The 19195-nt window shown below is 33.9% G+C and carries 14 protein-coding genes; 4 read left to right on the top strand and 10 right to left on the bottom strand.

Annotation, left to right across the window (positions count from 1 at the left end; genetic code table 11):
- The 5 genes from AC2A1G_RS16185 to AC2A1G_RS16165 all read right to left on the bottom strand — a co-directional run bounded on the left by AC2A1G_RS16185 (position 1) and on the right by AC2A1G_RS16165 (position 4705).
- Complete coding sequence (locus AC2A1G_RS16185; protein WP_484047943.1) at positions 1–1062, bottom strand: amidohydrolase family protein; 1062 nt, start codon at positions 1060–1062, stop codon at positions 1–3.
- Between the two features lie 284 nt (positions 1063–1346).
- Positions 1347–2150, bottom strand: a complete 804-nt coding sequence (locus tag AC2A1G_RS16180; RefSeq protein WP_484047942.1) for a tetratricopeptide repeat protein — start codon at positions 2148–2150, stop codon at positions 1347–1349.
- The gene (locus tag AC2A1G_RS16175) at positions 2143–3258 is read right to left on the bottom strand and encodes a hypothetical protein (RefSeq protein WP_484047941.1); all 1116 of its coding nucleotides are present in this window, start codon (positions 3256–3258) and stop codon (positions 2143–2145) included. Before AC2A1G_RS16175 ends, AC2A1G_RS16180 begins: the two co-directional genes overlap by 8 nt.
- Positions 3251–4435: a PDZ domain-containing protein gene (locus AC2A1G_RS16170; RefSeq protein WP_484047940.1), complete on the bottom strand. Its 1185-nt coding sequence runs from the start codon at positions 4433–4435 to the stop codon at positions 3251–3253. Before AC2A1G_RS16170 ends, AC2A1G_RS16175 begins: the two co-directional genes overlap by 8 nt.
- Before the next feature lie 72 nt (positions 4436–4507).
- Positions 4508–4705 carry a hypothetical protein gene (locus tag AC2A1G_RS16165; protein WP_484047939.1) on the bottom strand — a complete coding sequence of 66 codons (198 nt, stop codon included), beginning with the start codon at positions 4703–4705 and terminating at the stop codon, positions 4508–4510.
- Between the two features lie 156 nt (positions 4706–4861).
- On the opposite strand from AC2A1G_RS16165, the gene AC2A1G_RS16160 reads away from it, so the two are divergent.
- Complete coding sequence (locus AC2A1G_RS16160; protein WP_484047938.1) at positions 4862–5152, top strand: helix-turn-helix transcriptional regulator; 291 nt, start codon at positions 4862–4864, stop codon at positions 5150–5152.
- Between the two features lie 148 nt (positions 5153–5300).
- Here AC2A1G_RS16160 and AC2A1G_RS16155 read toward each other — a convergent pair whose 3' ends face one another.
- Positions 5301–7400, bottom strand: a complete 2100-nt coding sequence (locus AC2A1G_RS16155) for a TonB-dependent receptor (RefSeq protein ID WP_484047937.1) — start codon at positions 7398–7400, stop codon at positions 5301–5303.
- A 252-nt stretch (positions 7401–7652) separates the two neighbouring features.
- Complete coding sequence (locus AC2A1G_RS16150) at positions 7653–8447, bottom strand: WG repeat-containing protein (protein WP_484047936.1); 795 nt, start codon at positions 8445–8447, stop codon at positions 7653–7655.
- A gap of 359 nt (positions 8448–8806) precedes the next feature.
- On the opposite strand from AC2A1G_RS16150, the gene AC2A1G_RS16145 reads away from it, so the two are divergent.
- A complete protein-coding gene (locus tag AC2A1G_RS16145; protein ID WP_484047935.1) occupies positions 8807–11587 on the top strand; it encodes a bifunctional aconitate hydratase 2/2-methylisocitrate dehydratase in 2781 nt (926 codons plus the stop codon).
- Between the two features lie 155 nt (positions 11588–11742).
- Here AC2A1G_RS16145 and AC2A1G_RS16140 read toward each other — a convergent pair whose 3' ends face one another.
- Positions 11743–13893 (bottom strand): rhamnogalacturonan lyase family protein, encoded by a 2151-nt coding sequence (locus tag AC2A1G_RS16140; RefSeq protein WP_484047934.1) that lies wholly within the window; start codon positions 13891–13893, stop codon positions 11743–11745.
- A 593-nt stretch (positions 13894–14486) separates the two neighbouring features.
- Between AC2A1G_RS16140 and AC2A1G_RS16135 the strand changes: the two genes are divergently transcribed.
- The gene (locus tag AC2A1G_RS16135; protein WP_484047933.1) at positions 14487–16754 is read left to right on the top strand and encodes an aconitate hydratase; all 2268 of its coding nucleotides are present in this window, start codon (positions 14487–14489) and stop codon (positions 16752–16754) included.
- Between the two features lie 49 nt (positions 16755–16803).
- Here the strand turns inward: AC2A1G_RS16135 and AC2A1G_RS16130 are convergent, their stop codons facing one another.
- Together AC2A1G_RS16130 and AC2A1G_RS16125 are read right to left on the bottom strand one after the other, a co-directional pair.
- Entirely contained in the window at positions 16804–17487 is a 684-nt protein-coding gene (locus tag AC2A1G_RS16130; RefSeq protein WP_484047932.1) for a LytR/AlgR family response regulator transcription factor, read from the bottom strand.
- Positions 17474–18487: a sensor histidine kinase gene (locus AC2A1G_RS16125; protein WP_484047931.1), complete on the bottom strand. Its 1014-nt coding sequence runs from the start codon at positions 18485–18487 to the stop codon at positions 17474–17476. Before AC2A1G_RS16125 ends, AC2A1G_RS16130 begins: the two co-directional genes overlap by 14 nt.
- Positions 18488–18657: 170 nt before the next feature.
- Between AC2A1G_RS16125 and AC2A1G_RS16120 the strand changes: the two genes are divergently transcribed.
- Positions 18658–19195: DUF5694 domain-containing protein (locus AC2A1G_RS16120; protein WP_484047930.1), on the top strand; the 538-nt coding region annotated here is incomplete at its 3' end.

The raw sequence follows: 19195 nt of genomic DNA, 5'->3' as shown, positions 1-19195 counted from the left end.
CTATTTCGGAAAAACGGATTTTGCGATTTCGTTTAATTGTTTTTTGCCTAAATAGAATTTGTTATAAAATACAGCTTCAATATTTTCAAGTGCATTTAAATCTTGTAAGGGATTTTGTGATAACAAGATAAAATCTGCGTCTCTTCCTGTATCGATTGTTCCATAATTTTCATTGAAAAGCAAAGAAAAATTGGTAGTAGCACTTTTTAAAATATCAAAATTTGAAAGATTCGCTTTTTTATATAAATTCATTTCTTCTAACATTCCGAAACCAGGAACAATAAATTTAGAACTGCTATCCGGGCTTAAAAGCAGGTTTACTCCTACATCATTTAATTGCTTAAGCACGCTTAAACGCTCTTGCATTTCGACTGCATATTCATTTTTTTCTTTTTCAAATCCTTCTTTTCCAAGTTTTTCTCTGTAATTTTTTGATTTTTCTGCCCAGTCGGTTTTTATTGCTGTTGGTATATATTCCATTCCTCTCTGCTTGAGCATTTCATCAATTCCATACTGACCATAACCGATTGCATACCATTGCAATGTAGGACAAACAAAAATATTGTTCTGTTTGATTTTTTTGACTCTGTTTTCGTAGCTTTCAGGGTTACCAATAAGCCCTCCAAGATGTTCAAAAGAATTGTAATTTGAATTGTAAACTAGCTCATCAGAAAAGCCAAACCCATCTGAATTTTCAGGATAATGTCCTGCAATTTTCACATCATATTTTTTGCAAAGGCTATCTAACTGCTTTAATAAAGATTGGTCTTTAATGCTTAATATTTTGATAAAATCAAACCCATAATCCTTTGAGGCCTTTACATAATTTTCCAAATCTGACAAGGAAAATTCATGACTTCGGTGAATAGGCGAAGGTGATAAATATAACCGTGGATAATAATCTTTCTCATAAGTATATTTAATTCTGCGATTAACATCATTCCAATTACCTCTCATTGAGCGTATTTTGGTAACTCCATTTATTAGATTCAGCTTCATTACTTTCTCCAATTCTTGATCATTTTCTGGTAAATGTACATGAGCATCTGCCAATGAAGGCATTAAATATTTTCCTTTTGCATTGATTGTGTTCCTGGATTTATAATTGGTTTTATCCGATATTTCAATTATTTTCCCATTTTTTATGACGATGGTTTTGTTCTGTAAAACTCTGTCTTCTTTCATGGTGATGATATTCACATTTTTGAAGATGTAATCGGCTTCTGTAATTTGAGCTAAAAATACTTTTACTATGAAAAATGTGAGAAAAATAAATAATTTTTGCATAGGTGTTTATATTAAATTTATAAAATCCTTATTTATACTTTGTATGGAAAAAACTATTATTACCATTTTACTTGATATGGATAAGGCTCATAAACAACATTATCTTCGTTAATCGTATATCCTTTTTTCGCAAATTCTTTTGCTTGGCTTATAAAATTTTGAACTTCATCTGACGGTTTATTTTGTCTTAACAAGCATATTGCTTTGTAATAAATTGCATCTGAAAATTCAGGATATTTTGTGATAGTTTCATCAAATATTTTGACAGCTTCATCATATTTCCCTAATTCATATTTTGAGATAGCATAATAAAACAAGTCTAAATGGTGAACATCATTAATTTTTCTCCTTTGCTCTGTAATCGTTTGCTGCAAATATTGCTCTGCTTTTTCAAATTCATTTAATTGCAAATAAGACAACCCTATATAAAATGAGTAAGTATGATCCATTTCGTAATTATTACCCCACTTTGTAACACATTCTTCAAAATCCTTTATTGCATCTTTATACGTTTTATAAAAAATACATTTTATAAAAGCTCTATACGCTTGCCATCTTTGCGCATCATAGTCAACAGCTTTATCAATATACTCCATACCTATTTCATATTTTTTCATTTTGAAATAAGGCATTGCTTTTTGTTGCCACAGATAGGCAATTGTTGAATCTTTTTTTAATCCTTGATCTAAACAAAATTGCCATTCCTTCATTTGAAAGTTATAATTGTAATTCTTAGCACAATTATTAACGTATTCTTGGATAATTTCCTTTTGCTGCTGTTTTTTATCTTTTGCTGTTTTTGTTTGTGACTGACTTTGAATGGAAAATAGTATCGTTGTAAATAAAGTGATTCTTTTAAGCATTATCTAAAGGGTTTATCTCTAGGAAATTGGAGTACGTGAAATTGTAAGGCTGATTGTTATAGTTATATTTTGAAACTTCTTTTCCGTATTTATTTAAAATTTCAAAATATTTATATTCTATATTTTTAAATATATCTATTCCTTTTTGCGACAAAACGCTCTGAATAGAATGATAATAATTAATTACTTTTTCAAAATTTGTTAAATCTGATTTATATTTGATTAGATAAAATCCGATTCTGCCTTTTGTTTCATGAACCTTTTTTATATCAAGACTTTCATTTTTTAAACAATCATCCAAACACAATAGAGTCGTATAATATGTATAAAGTGCATGAAACAAAATGTAAAAACTTCTATACTCAGATTCGTCTTTTGTTATTTCACCAATATTCTCATTCTCATCAATCAAAAAATATTTTTTCCGCTCAAACAATGTTGCAGTCATTATAACATGTCCTGTTTGATGAGCAATATCGTCTATAAAGAATATTTCATTATAATCCTCTTGGTAAACATTAATAAACACCATTCCTTGGGCATTTATTGTTGCAAATGAATTTGTGATATTAGGATTTGTTTTGAACAACACAACTCTCCTACAATGTTCTTCAATTAGTTTAAAGTGTAATGAGCTGCTTTTTTTAATTAGACTAAATGCTTCTTCTATTTTCGGCATAAATCTTTCTAATAAAGAAGAGTTCATTTCTATTTCTTCAGTATTTTTATCGGAGGAAGCTAATTCAAATACCGCATCAAGCAATTCAAATGGCCTACAAAGCACTTCTATCTGCGTGTCTTTAATAAAACAGCATTCTTGAATTTGTTCACCTAATTTATTGTAGTACCCTAATTCGGGTATGTAAGCGATATCATTTTTGTCAAACGAATGTTCGATTCTTAAAGGCAATTGTTCTGCAAAATACCCCTGCATTATTTCTTCTAAAACTTCTTTTGGAAAAGCGCAATGTTTATTAGTATTAAAATAAGTTAACAACAAAGGCTCTGAAAAAGTTCTATCATCCTCAAAGTTTAGTTTTTCAAATAAAGACGGATTTTCTTTGTAGAGTAGAATCTGAATATTCTCTATTATTTTTGTTTTACTCATTTTTCTTCAAAAAGATATTTAAAAACGTATCAATCTCAAAATAGTTATTTCCTCGTTTTACTTTGAGTTTCAATTTTTGGTTGGGTTTAAGTTTTTGGTCAAATTTTTCAATATTTAACTTTTTGACGGAAATATTGTTGATTTCTATAATCTCATCTTTATGCCGTAATCCTTTTATATAAGCATCACTTTCTTCGTATATACTACCAACAGACCAACCTATGTTTTTATCTTGTGATTCAATTAAAATAAAAGATTTGTATAAATAATCAGAAGGTTTGTTGAAGTTTTTGTTGGGCCTCATCCAAATTTTATTCTGGGTAGGGTGATAGATAATATCAAAATTATCTAACATATCGTTGCCAAGAATACCGATGTAATTTTTATTTTTTGAAAGTGCTCCGATGCTGTCATTACTTACATCTATTTGGTGGTCAATTAATTTAAATTTATCAATTTTTACTTCGGAAGCAAACAATGAATATCCCATATGTAATCCGCTTACTCCCCCATTATTTTTATAAATTACTTTCTTACTATTTAAAATCTCTTTATTTTTGGAAAATTGACTTGTCAAAATTGTTTTGTAAGACCCAGTATCGATTAAGAAATCTCCTTTTATAACTGTTCCTTTATTCAACATTAATTCCATTGGAAGATACATATAATAGCCATCATATTTTATCCGAATTTCTTGATAACTATTATCTACTTCAGCATCGAGTATAATTTTTTGTGCGATATATTCCACTTCAAATGGTATGTTACCAAAGTTCCCAAACCCAACAACCCCATCTATATTCTTGCCGAAAGATTTTTTCAGATTATGAATCATATTATACTTTGAAAAAAATGTATTATTACTCACAGAAAATTTAATCGTATCTAGAATTCTAATCATTTTCTCAGGACTATTTCCAGTTCCTATATTTTCAGATTTAGAATAATGATTAAAAGACATTCTCTGATTTTTGTAAAAAGTACTATCTATTATAAACCACCCAGATGCTGTATCAAAATAGAAATTTCCTATACTACTTTTATTAACTTTCAGATTAATACTAATATGTCTCCCATGATTTTTGAATTTAATATATTGTTTTTTTTGTTGATATATATTTTGAGTACAAGAAAATAGTAATAAAGAAAGAATTGATAAAATAAATAGTTTATTCATATTTAGATATATTAAGTAATTAACCCACAAAAAATTATGGGTTAATTGTAAAATTTACTTATTCTATTAAAATTAAAAAGTAAGTACTGTACTAGTCGGGGGGGGTGGAGGTGTAGGCATTGGACCAACATCAATTTTTGGAGGTAGTGATGTAGGTTCTAATTTGTAATGACAAGAATTTTCCAATCCGCCAGAAATAGTAGCTAATAATTCTTCAGAAGCAACTGCTTCAGCTCTTTGCTTAAGAGCATCTAAACTTAATTTGTTCATTTTAATTAAATTTTTAAAATTTTGTGTCACTATTGACATCTCAAAACTAAATAAGATAATTCACTCAACAAAGTAAAAATTATAGCTTTTTATAGGCTATAATTTTGAAATACGAAAAATTATATTAATTTCGTCCCACCAAACATATTTCACAAAATGAAGAACGAAAAATTAATTTCTACAAGGAAGATAAAAAAGATGACGCAAGCTGATATAGCAACCTATCTTAAGATCAGTCAGGCTCAATACAACAGAAGAGAAAAGGGTAAAATAAAAATTGCTGATAACGAATGGCTGCTCATCGCAAAATTACTCAGCGTGTCTGTAGAAGAAATTTATGAAGACTACAAAGTAGAAACAACTCAAAATCCATTAAATTTAATACAGGAAATAGATTTTTTAAAAGAGAAAATTAAATTTTTAGAAAGTAAGCAGTTTTTACTTTAACCGGTACGTTTTCAAAGACAAACAATAATACTTACATTATTGTTTAACAATGTAAACTCATCTATTTTTACATAAAAAAAAGACTGCCGAAACAGTCTTTAAAATTAATTCTAAATTATTAGAAAGGTATAAAAAATGATTTGGTGTTTTATTGAATTTTCCAGCTGATGCCAAACATAAAGTTGGTACCTGCCTGAGAAAAATAAATTGGTCCGTTATAGACGTAGCCGTTGTTTACATACTTCTGATCTAAAATATTGTTTACCAAAAGCTTTAAAGCAATTTCATGTTTTTTGATTTTAAAATCATATTGTGCGTTGAAGTCTGTCAGCAAATAATCTTTAAGCTGCAAATCCTGAGTTTGGGTATTGTCTAAATATTGCTTTCCGACATATTGATTGGTCAGGATAAACTGAAAATTCTTTACCGGACTGTATTTCAGAGTTAAATTGGCAATTAAGTTCGGAGAAAAAGAAATTTTCGTATCTCCCAGATTCTGAATTCCCGAAGTATTTTCAATCTTGAAATCTAAATTTTGATTTTGGCTCGCACTTACGTTTGCTGAAATTTCAAACTGTTTTGTGATCTTTGCCAAAGCACCAACTTCAATTCCACGTCTGTAACTTTTACCGGAATTGGTTCTGATAAATTCTCCGATATTGCTGATCTGCCCGTTTAAAACCAACTGATTCAGATAATACATATAATAAAGATTGGCTGTAAAGGCAACTTTACCAAACTGCTTTTCAAATCCTGCTTCGAAGTCATGAAGTTTTTCAGATTTCACATCGTTGTCTGAAATCAAATCATCACGATTCGGTTCGCGCTGTGCGTGGGCGTAAGAAACAAATACTTTTCCGCCACCGATTTTGTAATTTACACCGGCTTTCGGATTGAAAAACAGCCAGTTTTTATTTAAGTCAGCACCTTCAAAATCTCCTGCCTGAAGAATTTTGGTATCATAATCAATATTTCTTATTTGAAGATCTCCGAAGAATTCAAAATTATTGACAGTGACTAAAGCTTTTGCAAAACCTGCGACTTCATTCTTCACCGAACGGTTTCGGTAATATTCAGATTCTACAATCTGAGGATTGAAAACATCAGTTACATTTCCGTAATGTCTTCCATAGTACTGATTTCCTACAACGCCAAAATTTAAATCTAAATTGTCAAATTTCCCGTACAATGTAGAAACAACGCCGTAGAAATCATTATTCAGCCATTTTTTTCTGATAAAATCTGAATACTCTCCGCCATTAATATCCGGAAGATTGTATCTCGCAAAAGGATCGCCCTGCTTGTAATTTTCATAATAACCACGGCCTTTTGTGTAATGAAGTGTAGTTTCAAGACTCCAGTTTTCATTTAAACCCTGTTCCCACAGTAACTGATAGTGATTTTGTCGGTAATTATCGGTTTCGTTATCGTAAAATCCAACAATATTCTCCCAATTGGCATCATAAATAGCTCCGGAAGCATTGAATTTAGGATTCGTTTCCCAGGTTTTTCTGTCTACCCCATTCCACGCCTGATAGGTTTTTTCTTTTCCGCCAAAAGTCATCAACCTAAGTTTAGTTTTACCCTCTTCAAACAAAGCAGTAAAATTATACGAATGTAAATCAGACGAAGCGCGGTCAATAAAGCCATCGGAATGAATCTGAGAATATCTTCCCATCACAGAAAGACGGTCTTTCCAGAATTTCCCGGAACCTATTTCAGCTGAATATTTATAGGTATTAAATGAACCATAACTGTCATCTGTCTTAAAATAAAACTTCTCTTCAGGCTCTTTTGAAATGATATTAATACTCGCTCCAAACGCCGAAACTCCATTGTTTGAAGTTCCTACACCACGCTGAATCACAACCTGCGAAGCTGAACTCGTGAGATCCGGAACATTCACAAAAAAAGTTCCCTGACTTTCAGAATCATTAAACGGTACACCGTTCATCATCACATTAATACCTCTTCCCGCAACCCCACGAATTCTGAAACCCGTGTATCCAACGCCGTTTCCGGCATCCGAAGTGGAAATAATAGACGTTTGATTTTTCAGTAACATCGGAAGATCCTGTCCGAGATTCTTGCTGTCTAGATCTCTTTGTACATTAATGATTTCTTTGGCGACTGGAAGTCTTTTGGTGAAGCTCACAGCTTCAATCTCTCTTACAGAAACAGTGTCTGCGGTTTGAGCATTCAGAAAATTGGCGGCTACGGTAAGCCCTAAAAAAACAAATCCTTTCATTCTTATAAATTTTTAAAATTTAACTGAATAAAAGGGGCGATTAAAAAAATGTAACAATTTGAAAATCTAACAATGGAACAATGTCGAAACATTGGTAAACTGGTACATTGATATATTGATACACTTACAAAATTCCCTAAACAGCATTACCTGTTCCAGGTTCATTGGGTATAATCTCAGCTCCGGTTGGGGCACCCCTTTAATTTCATCGGCAAAAGTAGTACTTTTTTAGATACAGTGGAGAATTATTTTTTACCTGTAAGATTTGTTGTGAATATCGATGTAATAATAGTTGATATCGTCTTTTGTTACTTCAAACATTCCGCCTAATTTCCAGCTGTAATTTCTTTTGATGTCACGGTACTCGAAAGGGATGATTGTTTCATTTTTTACATTCACGATACCAAATTTATCATTAGTCGTTGCGATAATCATAGGATTGGCAACATCATTACTTTCCATCACAAAAAGAAAATCGTAGGTAGGATAAATGGTGTATTGTTTTTTATCTGCAGGATTTACAAATCGTCCATCTTCTATTAAACCATATTTTCCATTCAAACGATAAGCGTGGAAGCGCGCTTTTTTATATTCGGTTTTACAAACTCCCAAATCTGCCGGTTTATAGGTGTAAACAATTTTTCCGGACATGTTGATTCGGTAAGAAATCCCACCTTTATCAACTGTTGCATAGTTTTTTGAACCAAACCTTTTCACTTTTTCATTGGGTGAGTAAAGAAGATTGCAGTCTTCACCAAAAAACAGTGCAATATGATAATCTGGCTGAATAATGAACTTACCACTCTGGTTCACATAACCAAATTTTCCGTTTTTCTTTTGGGGTATAAGCAAAGGAACCTCTTCATCCAGCATCACAACATCTTTGGGTAAAACATCATCTGAAACAGATACCTGAACAGCTGTTTTTTTAACCGGAGACTTTTGTATTTGTTTGTTTTTTACAGATTTAGACTGAGAATCAAAGAGTAAACTCAATAGAGTAAATGCCAATAAGGTCATCTTGGTAGGAACTTTGGGAATCATCATGTTTAGTTTTTATGCTTCAAATTTAGTAAAATAGAATTTATAAAACATATATTTATAAACAATCTAAATAACGATACTTAAAAAAAATACAGAAATTTCGTAATTTTGGGAACAATTTTAATCAGCAGATTATTTTGCAATCGTTTTACAGATAAGACTTTGAGGTTTTATCATTTATAAAAGTTGGGATTAAAAACTTTCAGATTAATTTTTATTGATTTTTCTGAGCGAACACAAAATCGCAGTATAAAACACTGAATATCAAAATATTTCAGTACATTTAAGCTAAACAACAAAGGTTCGTCACAACGTTATTGTGACCTATTTCTAATAAAAAGTTTGAAAAGACGTCTAGAATTATGAATATTTATCAGGATTACATCCAAGAAATCGAGGAAAGAAAAACACAGGGGCTTCACCCAAAACCAATTGACGGTGCTGATTTAACAAGCGCAATTATTGAGCAAATCAAAGATACAGCCAACGAACACAGAGCTGATTCATTAAAATTTTTCATTTACAATACTTTACCGGGTACAACAAGTGCAGCTGGTGTAAAAGCTAAGTTTTTAAAGGAAATTATCCTTGGTGAATCTGTAGTTGCTGAAATCACTCCTACGTTTGCATTTGAGCTATTGTCTCACATGAAAGGTGGACCATCAATCGAAGTTCTTCTTGATTTGGCTTTAGGAAATGATGAAGCTACAGCAAAACAAGCTGCTGAAGTTCTTAAAACTCAGGTTTATTTGTATGATGCTGATACAGCCCGTTTGAAAGAAGCTTACGAACTGGGGAGTGTAATTGCTAAAGATATTTTGGAAAGCTATGCAAAAGCAGAATTTTTCACTAAACTTCCACAAGTTGCGGAAGAAATTAAAATCGTTACTTACATTGCTGCAGAAGGTGATATTTCTACCGATTTATTATCTCCGGGAAATCAGGCACACTCTCGTTCTGACCGTGAATTGCACGGACAATGCATGATGTCTCCTGCCCAACAGGAAGAAATAAAAGCTTTACAGGCTCAACATCCTGATGCAAGTGTAATGCTTATCGCTGAAAAAGGAACAATGGGAGTTGGTTCTTCCCGTATGTCTGGTGTAAATAACGTTGCACTTTGGACGGGAAAACAGGCAAGTCCATACGTACCTTTCGTAAACATCGCTCCAATTGTAGCTGGAACAAACGGTATTTCTCCAATTTTCTTAACAACTGTTGACGTAACCGGAGGTATCGGAATAGACCTTCAAAACTGGGTAAAGAAAACTGACGAAAACGGAACGCCTGTTCGTAACGAAAATGGCGACATCGTTTTAGAAGAAAAATATTCAGTTGCTACAGGAACTGTTCTTACAATCAATACGAAAGAAAAGAAATTATACAACGGAGAAACTGAACTGAAAGATATTTCAAAATCATTTACTCCTCAAAAATTAGAATTTATCAAAGCTGGTGGTTCTTACGCTATCGTTTTCGGTAAAAAAATTCAGACGTTCGCTGCTAAAACTTTAGGAATTACAGCTCCTCTAGTTTTCGCTCCTTCTAAAGAAATTTCTATCGAAGGGCAAGGTTTGACTGCCGTTGAAAAAATCTTCAACAGAAATGCAGTTGGAGTTACTGATGGTAAATTGTTACACGCAGGTTCAGACGTTCGTGTAGAAGTAAACATTGTTGGTTCTCAGGATACAACAGGTTTGATGACTTCTCAGGAATTGGAGTCTATGGCTGCAACCGTGATTTCTCCAATCGTAGACGGAGCTTATCAGTCTGGATGTCACACCGCTTCAGTTTGGGATAAAAAAGCGCAGGCGAATATTCCTAAATTAATGAAATTTATGAACGATTTCGGTGTAATCACAGCCCGTGACCCGAAAGGTGAATACCACGCAATGACAGACGTTATTCACAAAGTTCTTAACGATATTACGGTTGACGAATGGGCAATCATCATCGGAGGTGACTCTCACACAAGAATGTCTAAAGGAGTTGCTTTCGGAGCTGACTCTGGAACGGTAGCTTTGGCTTTAGCAACAGGTGAAGCTTCAATGCCGATTCCTGAATCTGTGAAAGTGACTTTCAAAGGAAATATGAAAGAGCATATGGATTTCCGTGATGTCGTTCACGCAACTCAGGCTCAGATGTTGAAGCAATTTGACGGTGAGAATGTTTTCCAGGGTAGAATTATCGAAGTTCACATTGGAACTCTTCCAGCTGACCAGGCGTTTACATTTACAGACTGGACTGCAGAAATGAAAGCTAAAGCTTCTATCTGTATCTCTGAAGACGATACTTTGATTGAATCATTGGAAATTGCGAAAAGCAGAATCCAGATTATGATTGACAAAGGAATGGATAATCACAATCACGTTCTTCAAGGTCTAATTAATAAAGCAAACAAGAGAATCGAGGAAATCAGAACTGGTGATAAACCTGCTTTGACCCCGGATGCTAATGCAAAATATTACGCTGAAGTTGTTGTTGACCTAGACATTATTGTTGAACCAATGATTGCTGACCCAGACGTAAACAACGACGATGTTTCTAAAAGATACACACACGACACCATCAGAGACCTTACTTTCTACGGAGGTGAGAAAAAAGTTGATCTTGGTTTCGTAGGATCTTGTATGGTTCACAAAGGTGACCTTAAAATTGTTTCTCAAATGTTGAAAAACATTGAAAAACAAAATGGTAAAGTAGAGTTCAAAGCTCCATTAGTGGTTGCAGCTCCTACTTATAACATCATTGATGAGTTAAAAGCTGAAGGCGACTGGGAATTACTGGAAAAATATTCAGGTTTTGAATTCAACGACAACGCCCCTAAAGGTGAAGCCCGTACTCAGTATGAAAATATGATGTATCTTGAGCGTCCAGGTTGTAACCTTTGTATGGGTAACCAGGAAAAAGCTGAGAAAGGAGATACCGTTCTGGCAACCTCTACGCGTCTTTTCCAAGGAAGAGTTGTGGAAGATTCTGAACGTAAAAAAGGAGAATCTTTATTGGCATCAACTCCGGTTGTTGTTTTATCTGCTATTATTGGTAGAATCCCAAGTATTGAAGAATACAAAACAGCTGTTGAAGGAATTGATTTGACGACTTTTGTACCATCTATCAAAGAATTGGTAACTGTTGGTCATTAATTTTTAGGCTAAACTTTAAATATAAAAGGAAGATTTCTTGCGAAGTCTTCCTTTTTTTATGGAATCAATTTTAATAAAAATTATGGCAAAGATTTACTTAAAAACCTTTACCATAAAATCAATCATATTACCAAAATCCGGCAATTAATTATTTCCTATTCTTTTATCAATTTGATATTTGATGTTCCTTTTTCAGACTGAACCGTAACAATGAATACGCCTGTACCCGAAGAGCTCACTTCAACTTGGTCTTTTCCTTTTCCAGAGCCCACTCTTACACCTAACATATTATGAATGGCATAAGTAAACACTCCTTCAGCCTTAATTGTAAAATTTTGACCAGCAGGATTCGGATAAATCACAGCATTAGCTGATTGCACATTCTGAAATGAATTTGCTCCCGCAGTAACTACATTTGGCTTTGTTTGTGCTGCCATATCTACTCCTAAATAAAAACTTGGATGAGGAGGCTGGTTGTAAGCCGAATTTTGCCACGCAATAGCCGTTCTATATTGAGTATCGTGCATCAAAGTATACAATTTATGGGTTGTGGCCATATTTGTTGTATAAATCCTGATGGAAGTATTATCATTTTTACGAAATACCACCTCTTCTCTCCAATCTCCAAAAAGATCAGCACTTAAACTTGGGGTAGCTTTTGTGGTGTTGTTTGATGAATATCCTGTAGCAGTAAGTATATTAACGGTTTTCCCATTAATATAATCCCATTTATCTATTTTATTCGAATCTAATAATTCACGGTTCAAATCTCCATCCCACCAGATAGAAAAATTTTGTGTCGGTTTTTTATTGCTGATTAGATTTCCTTTACAATCCATCAAATAGTTTACGCCATTTGCGCTTCCAAAACATTCATAACCTTTGTAACGTGGGTCAATATCTGCAGCATTACAACGTCCTATGTCTCCAGTTGAAGGTATTCCCCATAATGTAGCCCCTGTTTTTGCGTCTAAAAAAACCAAACCATTCGTTTTATATTTAGCAGGTTCTTCTAAACACTGCCATATTTCCATTCCAGGACGATCCGGATCCATATCAGTCATATGTAAAGCATCCCCATGACCTAAAGTATTAGCAAATAACAAAGTACCATCATCATCAATAGCACTGGAACCGTTAATTATTTCGTCTTTGCCATCACCATCAACATCGCCTACAGTCATTTGATGATTCCCCATGCCTGCTGCTGCAGAATTTCCAGAAGTACTACTATCAAAAATCCATCGTTGCGAAAGCTTACCGTTTCTCCAGTCCCAAGCCACACGTACGAGTCTTGTGTAATAACCTCGTCCCATTATTAGACTGGGTTTAGATCCGTCAAGATAAGCAACAGCAGCAAGAAAACGCTCAGAACGGCCTCCATAACTATCTCCCCAAGAAGATACGCTTCCGCGTACAGGCAAATAATTGGTTGTATCCATTGCTTTTCCTGTTTCACCATTAAAAATAGTTAGAAACTCAGGACCTGATATAACTGCACCATAAGTACTTGTTGATGTTGTACTTCCGTTTGGATTTCTGTAATCTGCTGTTGCATCTCCAATAACAACTCCAGCTCCATCTATGGTTCCGTCAGATGTTCTGCAAGCCAATTCTGCTTTTCCATCCGAATCCAAATCATACACCATAAACTGGGTATAATGAGCACCAGCACGGATGTTTTTTCCTAAATCGATTCTCCATAAACGTGTTCCGTCTAAGCGATAGCAGTCAATATAAACGTTGCCCGTAAAACCGGGCTGTGAATTGTCTTTTGAATTGGTTGGATCCCATTTAACGAAAATTTCGTACTGTCCGTCTCCGTCTACGTCACCCACGCTGCAGTCATTTATTTCATAGGTATAAGACCCGCTTACAGTAGTTCCTCCGGGAGGAATCTGCATTGCAATGTCTAAATATGGATTTGTCCATACAGTAGCAGGCTCTGAAGCTGGCTGTTCTACACCATTAATAATGGCACGAACGGTGTAAGTTCCGTTGGTCGTAATATCGTGATTAAAATTTGTAGTGGTTGTAAAAGGACTTCCCGCTACTTTTACATTATTAAAATACAGGTTATAGCTTGTATTTGTTTCTTCGGTTCCCAACATTCTCCAACCTACATAAACCTGATTAGCATTTAAACGCATTGCAACTAAACCTCGATTGAGTTTTTCAACTGTTCGTTGTGCGTTAATTTGTGAGGAAACTCCGAAGAGCAATAAAAATAAGATACCCGATTTCCTAATTATATCAGTAATAGTACTTCTAAGATTCACATACAGTTTTAGTTTTTCTTTGTTCATGATTTTAATATTTGTTGGTTGATTTTTTAGTGAAAATAAATTAGATCAAATACAATTCATCAATAAGTGATTACAATCGTATGTAAAGCTACTTCAAAAAAAACATTTTTAATTACAAATAAAAAGCAAAATATTAACAAAAAATACAATTATATTACAATGATTAACACCTTATCATTGAATTATCATCAATAAAAAGAAGAAAATAAAAATCTTACCATATAGTAAAAACAGCCACAATAAAAGACTTTTATAGTTTAAAAATACCTACCTAAAATATTTTTCATGTCATTTTTTTAGGTAAAAAATGACATGAAAAATATACCTCAATTACAAGGAAAGTTTTCTTTTTTAGAACAGTTCTATTTAAGCTTATCAAGAATTATTTTGATATAAATCAACGAGTAAGGTTTAATTTTTTCTTAACTTGATAGGTATAAATTATGGTAGTTATTCATCATATAAATCCTGTCACTTCGGGCGTCGGAATGGTATTTGATGAATCTTTACCGAAATAATTTTCCTGTTTTACTCTTTACGCTGATAAAGAAAGCGGGAAAATCTCCTTTTGAAAATAGAAAATTAAAATAGATATGACATTCGACATTGACATGATCAAAAAAGTGTACGAACGCTATCCTGAACGCATTGCAGCAGCAAGAGAAATTACAGGAAAGCCGTTGACACTTTCAGAAAAAATCCTTTACACTCACTTATGGGAAGGAAACGCAACAAAAGAACATGAAAGAGGAAATTCTTATGTAGATTTTGCTCCAGACAGAGTTGCAATGCAGGATGCTACTGCACAGATGGCACTTTTACAGTTTATGCAGGCAGGAAAAGCCAAAGTTGCTGTACCTTCAACAGCTCACGCCGATCACCTGATTCAGGCAAGAGTAGGTGCAGAAGCAGATTTACAGGAAGGAATTAACAAAAACTCCGAAGTTTTCAATTTTTTAAGTTCCGTTTGCGACAAATACGGAATCGGTTTCTGGAAACCGGGAGCTGGAATCATCCACCAGGTTGTTCTTGAAAACTATGCATTTCCGGGGGGAATGATGATTGGAACTGACTCTCATACGGTAAACGCCGGAGGTTTAGGAATGGTTGCCATCGGAGTTGGTGGTGCAGATGCCGTTGACGTAATGGCTGGAATGGCCTGGGAATTGAAAATGCCAAAATTAATCGGTGTAAAATTAACAGGGAAAATGTCGGGCTGGACTTCAGCTAAAGATGTTATCTTAAAAGTTGCAGGAATTCTTACCGTAAAAGGAGGAACTGGATGTATTGTTGAATACTTCGGAGACGGCGCCATTTCTTTATCAGCGACAGGAAAAGGAACAATCTGCAACATGGGTGCAGAAATTGGTGCAACCACCTCTACTTTCGGATATGATGACTCGATGAGAAGATATCTTGCTTCAACAGGAAGACAGGATGTTGTAGATGCAGCCGATCAAGTTGCTGAACACTTAACAGGTGATGCTGAAGTTTATGCAAATCCTGAACAATATTTCGATCAGGTTATTGAGATTAACCTTTCAGAATTAGCTCCTCATCTAAACGGACCTTTTACACCCGATTTAGCAACTCCGGTTTCAGAATTTAAAGCTAAAGCAGAAGCCAACGGATGGCCAATTGAAGTGGAATGGGCATTAATCGGTTCTTGTACCAACTCATCTTACGAGGATTTATCAAGAGCAGCTTCTATTGTTGAAGATGCAGTTGCAAAAGGCGTAAAACCTAAAGCCATTTTGGGAATTAACCCAGGTTCTGAACAGGTAAAATTCACTGCAGAAAGAGACGGATTCTTAGATTCTTTCAGAAAATTTGAAAATGCAAGAATTTTCACTAACGCTTGCGGACCTTGCATCGGGCAATGGGATAGAGAAGGTGCTGAAAAAGGTGAGAAAAACTCAATCATTCACTCTTTCAACAGAAACTTTGCAAAAAGAGCAGACGGAAACCCGAATACCCATGCATTTGTAGCTTCACCGGAAATGGTTGCGGCGATTGCGATTTCAGGAAGATTAGATTTTAATCCAATTACAGATACTTTAACTGCTGAAAACGGGGAACAGATCAAACTAAACGAACCAAGCGGTTCTGAATTACCTTCAAAGGGTTTTGCCGTTGATGACAATGGTTATCAGGCACCTTCAGAAGACGGTTCTTCGGTTGAAGTAAAAGTGAGTCCGACTTCTGACAGATTGCAGTTATTGGAAGAATTTCCGGCTTGGGACGGTAAAAATATTACAGGAGCGAGAGTTTTGATTAAAGCTTTCGGAAAATGTACAACCGACCACATTTCTATGGCTGGCCCTTGGTTGAAATACAGAGGTCACCTTGACAATATTTCAAACAATATGTTGATTGGAGCGGTAAACGCTTACAACATGGAAACCAACAAGGTGAAAAACGAACTGACCGGAGAATACGGAGAAGTTCCAGCTGTACAAAGAGAATATAAAGCTGCAGGAATTCCTTCGATTGTTGTAGGGGATCAGAATTACGGTGAAGGTTCTTCAAGAGAGCACGCTGCAATGGAACCGAGACATTTGGGTGTAAAAGCGGTTTTGGTAAAATCATTTGCCAGAATTCACGAGACCAACCTTAAAAAACAAGGGATGCTGGGATTAACTTTTGCTGACGAATCTGATTATGATAAAATCCTGGAAGACGACGTTGTGAATTTCCTTGATCTGGACCAGTTTGCTCCGGGAAAACAATTGACTTTAGAATTTATTCATACGAATGGAACGAAAGACATTGTTGTGGCAAACCATACTTACAATGATCAGCAAATTGATTGGTTTAAAGCAGGTTCTGCTCTGAATTTGATTAAGCAACAGGAGAATTAAAATTCTGCTATATATAATGAAAGCAACTTCAAAATTGGAGTTGCTTTTTTTATTTTAACTTATCTAAAAGATTCATTTTATAGCTTTCTCCAATCGGAATTTCATGACTTGAATTTAGGCTTATCTTTTTTAAGCTTAAACTTTTAACCTTATCTAAATTCAGAATAAAAGATTTATGCACTCTTATAAAATTTTCAGGAAGTTGATTTTCTAAAGATTTTAAAGTATCTAAAACAATATATTCCTGATTTTCGGTTTTGATGTTGACATAATCTTTAATGCTTTCAACGTAAAGAATTTCATCAAAATTAATTCTATGTTTTTGTCCTGAAGATTTTACGAAAAAATACTGTTCTTCCTGATTTTCTACAAACGAAAAACGCTCCTTCACTTTATCTGCACTTTTAGAAAATCTTTCAAAAGAAATTGGCTTCAAAAGGTAATCTATAATATTGTGTTCATAACCTTCCAACGCATATTCCGAATAAGCAGTAGTCAAAATATATTTTAATTTTTCACCGACAATTTTCATAAAATTAATTCCCGAAATTTCCGGCATTTGAATATCCAGAAATACAAGTTCAGCTTCATTTTTCTGAATAAATTCTAAAGCGTCAACAGGATTTTCTGAAGAGAAAACAAGTTCGAGAAAGGGAATTTTATCTACATAACTTCCGAGAAGCGAAATAGCAAGTGGCTCATCATCAATGATGATGCATTTAATTTCCCTCATTCAAATCAATTTTTAAATTCACTGTAAAATCTGTTTCTGTCTCTGTAATTTTCAGTTCATATTTTTTAGGATATAAAATTTCGAGACGCTTTTTCACATTTTCAGTTCCGATTCCTGAAACCGAATCTTTTGTTTTTCCCTTTTTAAAATTAGTAATAAAAAATTCCAGAAGATTTTTTACCTCATTAATTTTCATTGTGAAACCTTTATCACGAAAATCTCCATGTTTAAAAGCATTTTCAACAAAAGGAACAAGGATCATCGGCGAAATCTGCAGTTGCGAATTGTTGATATTTTTTTCTATAACTAATAATTCAGGATTTTTAAGTCTCAGTTTTTCAAGAGCGGTCAAACTCTCGATATATTCAATTTCTTTATCTAAAGTAATGAAATCTTTTTCAAGGTCTTTCGTTGTGTACCGAAGCAGTCTGCTCAATTTTTCAATTGCCGGCAAGGCCTTTTCAGAGTTTGAATAAACAAGCGAATAAATATTGTTAAGCGAGTTAAAAATAAAATGTGGGTTAATCTGTGTTTTCAAAGCCTGAAGCTCGGCGTTTTTCCTCGCTTCAATCAATTCTGTTTTTTCTTTTTCGGCATTGATAAAATATTTAAAAAACCAAAAAGCAGTGCTGATAAAAATCGTGGTACTGCTATAGAAAACGTTGTCAAAAAAATAGTAAAAGAAATTGGTGTCTTTCGGATAATTTCTAATGTTGAAAACAGCAGGAAAAAGCCACTGTTCAATACTAAATCTCAGTCCTACAAAGCAGCTTACACTGATAAAAAAGGCAAAAACAGAATGGTAAATTTTATCCGCATCAAAAAATTTAGGAACAACAAAAAAATAGTTGATGTAAAAGCACGCAAAACTTGCTACAAAAAAAGTAGCATCCAAAATCACCGACTGCATTCCATAAGCGATTCCCGGAAGAATGACGGAACCCATGAGATAGATGATCCAAAAGAATAAGTGCAAATAGGTAAACTGTTTGGTATTCATAAAACAAATTTAAAGTTTCGTTTAAAACTTTTGATCCACATTCGACAAACACATCGATATTTCAGATGAAATTTATTTTAGCTGAAGTAAAACACGCTTCGTCTAAAGGCTATTTCAAAGAAATTTTATGCTAACTACTTTTGAGGCATTAATCATTAAAAATAAAAGAAATGAATTTCAACAAACTCCTGATTCCAATTCTACTTTTTTTAGCTGTTAAGATTTATGCTCAAAATCAAACTTACGATAAGCTTTCTATTTATAAAACGAAATTTGATTACGCTGTTCCCGTTTTAAACGTGGCGACATTTCACATGGGAAAAACCAGCGATGCAAACAGTACAGAATTTGACGAGCACGATTTGAAAAACCAACGTGAAGTTAAAAACATCGCTAAACTTTTTTCTGAATTTAAACCTACCATTATTGTTATTGAAGATTTACCTCAAAATGACAGCTTAAGGAATGTGTGTTATCAGCAATATGTAAAAAATCCACAATTAAAATTTGAAAATCCTGATGAAAGAGAGCTTTTGGCTTATGAAGTCGGACGATTAAGCGGTGCAAAAAAAATCTATGGCATCGATTTTAAAGAAAATTACAACTACAGAATTGAATATTTTGTTCCTGACAAAATTGATAAAAACACCAGTTCAGACTATTGGAAATTACTCGATGAAAACGAAAAAAGAAATCCGGAAGAGGGAA

Source organism: Chryseobacterium sp. HNCC26DJ240 (assembly GCF_057180485.1).
The sequence above is the reverse complement of the archived record's forward strand: the minus strand, read 5'-3'. Positions and strand labels throughout refer to the sequence as shown.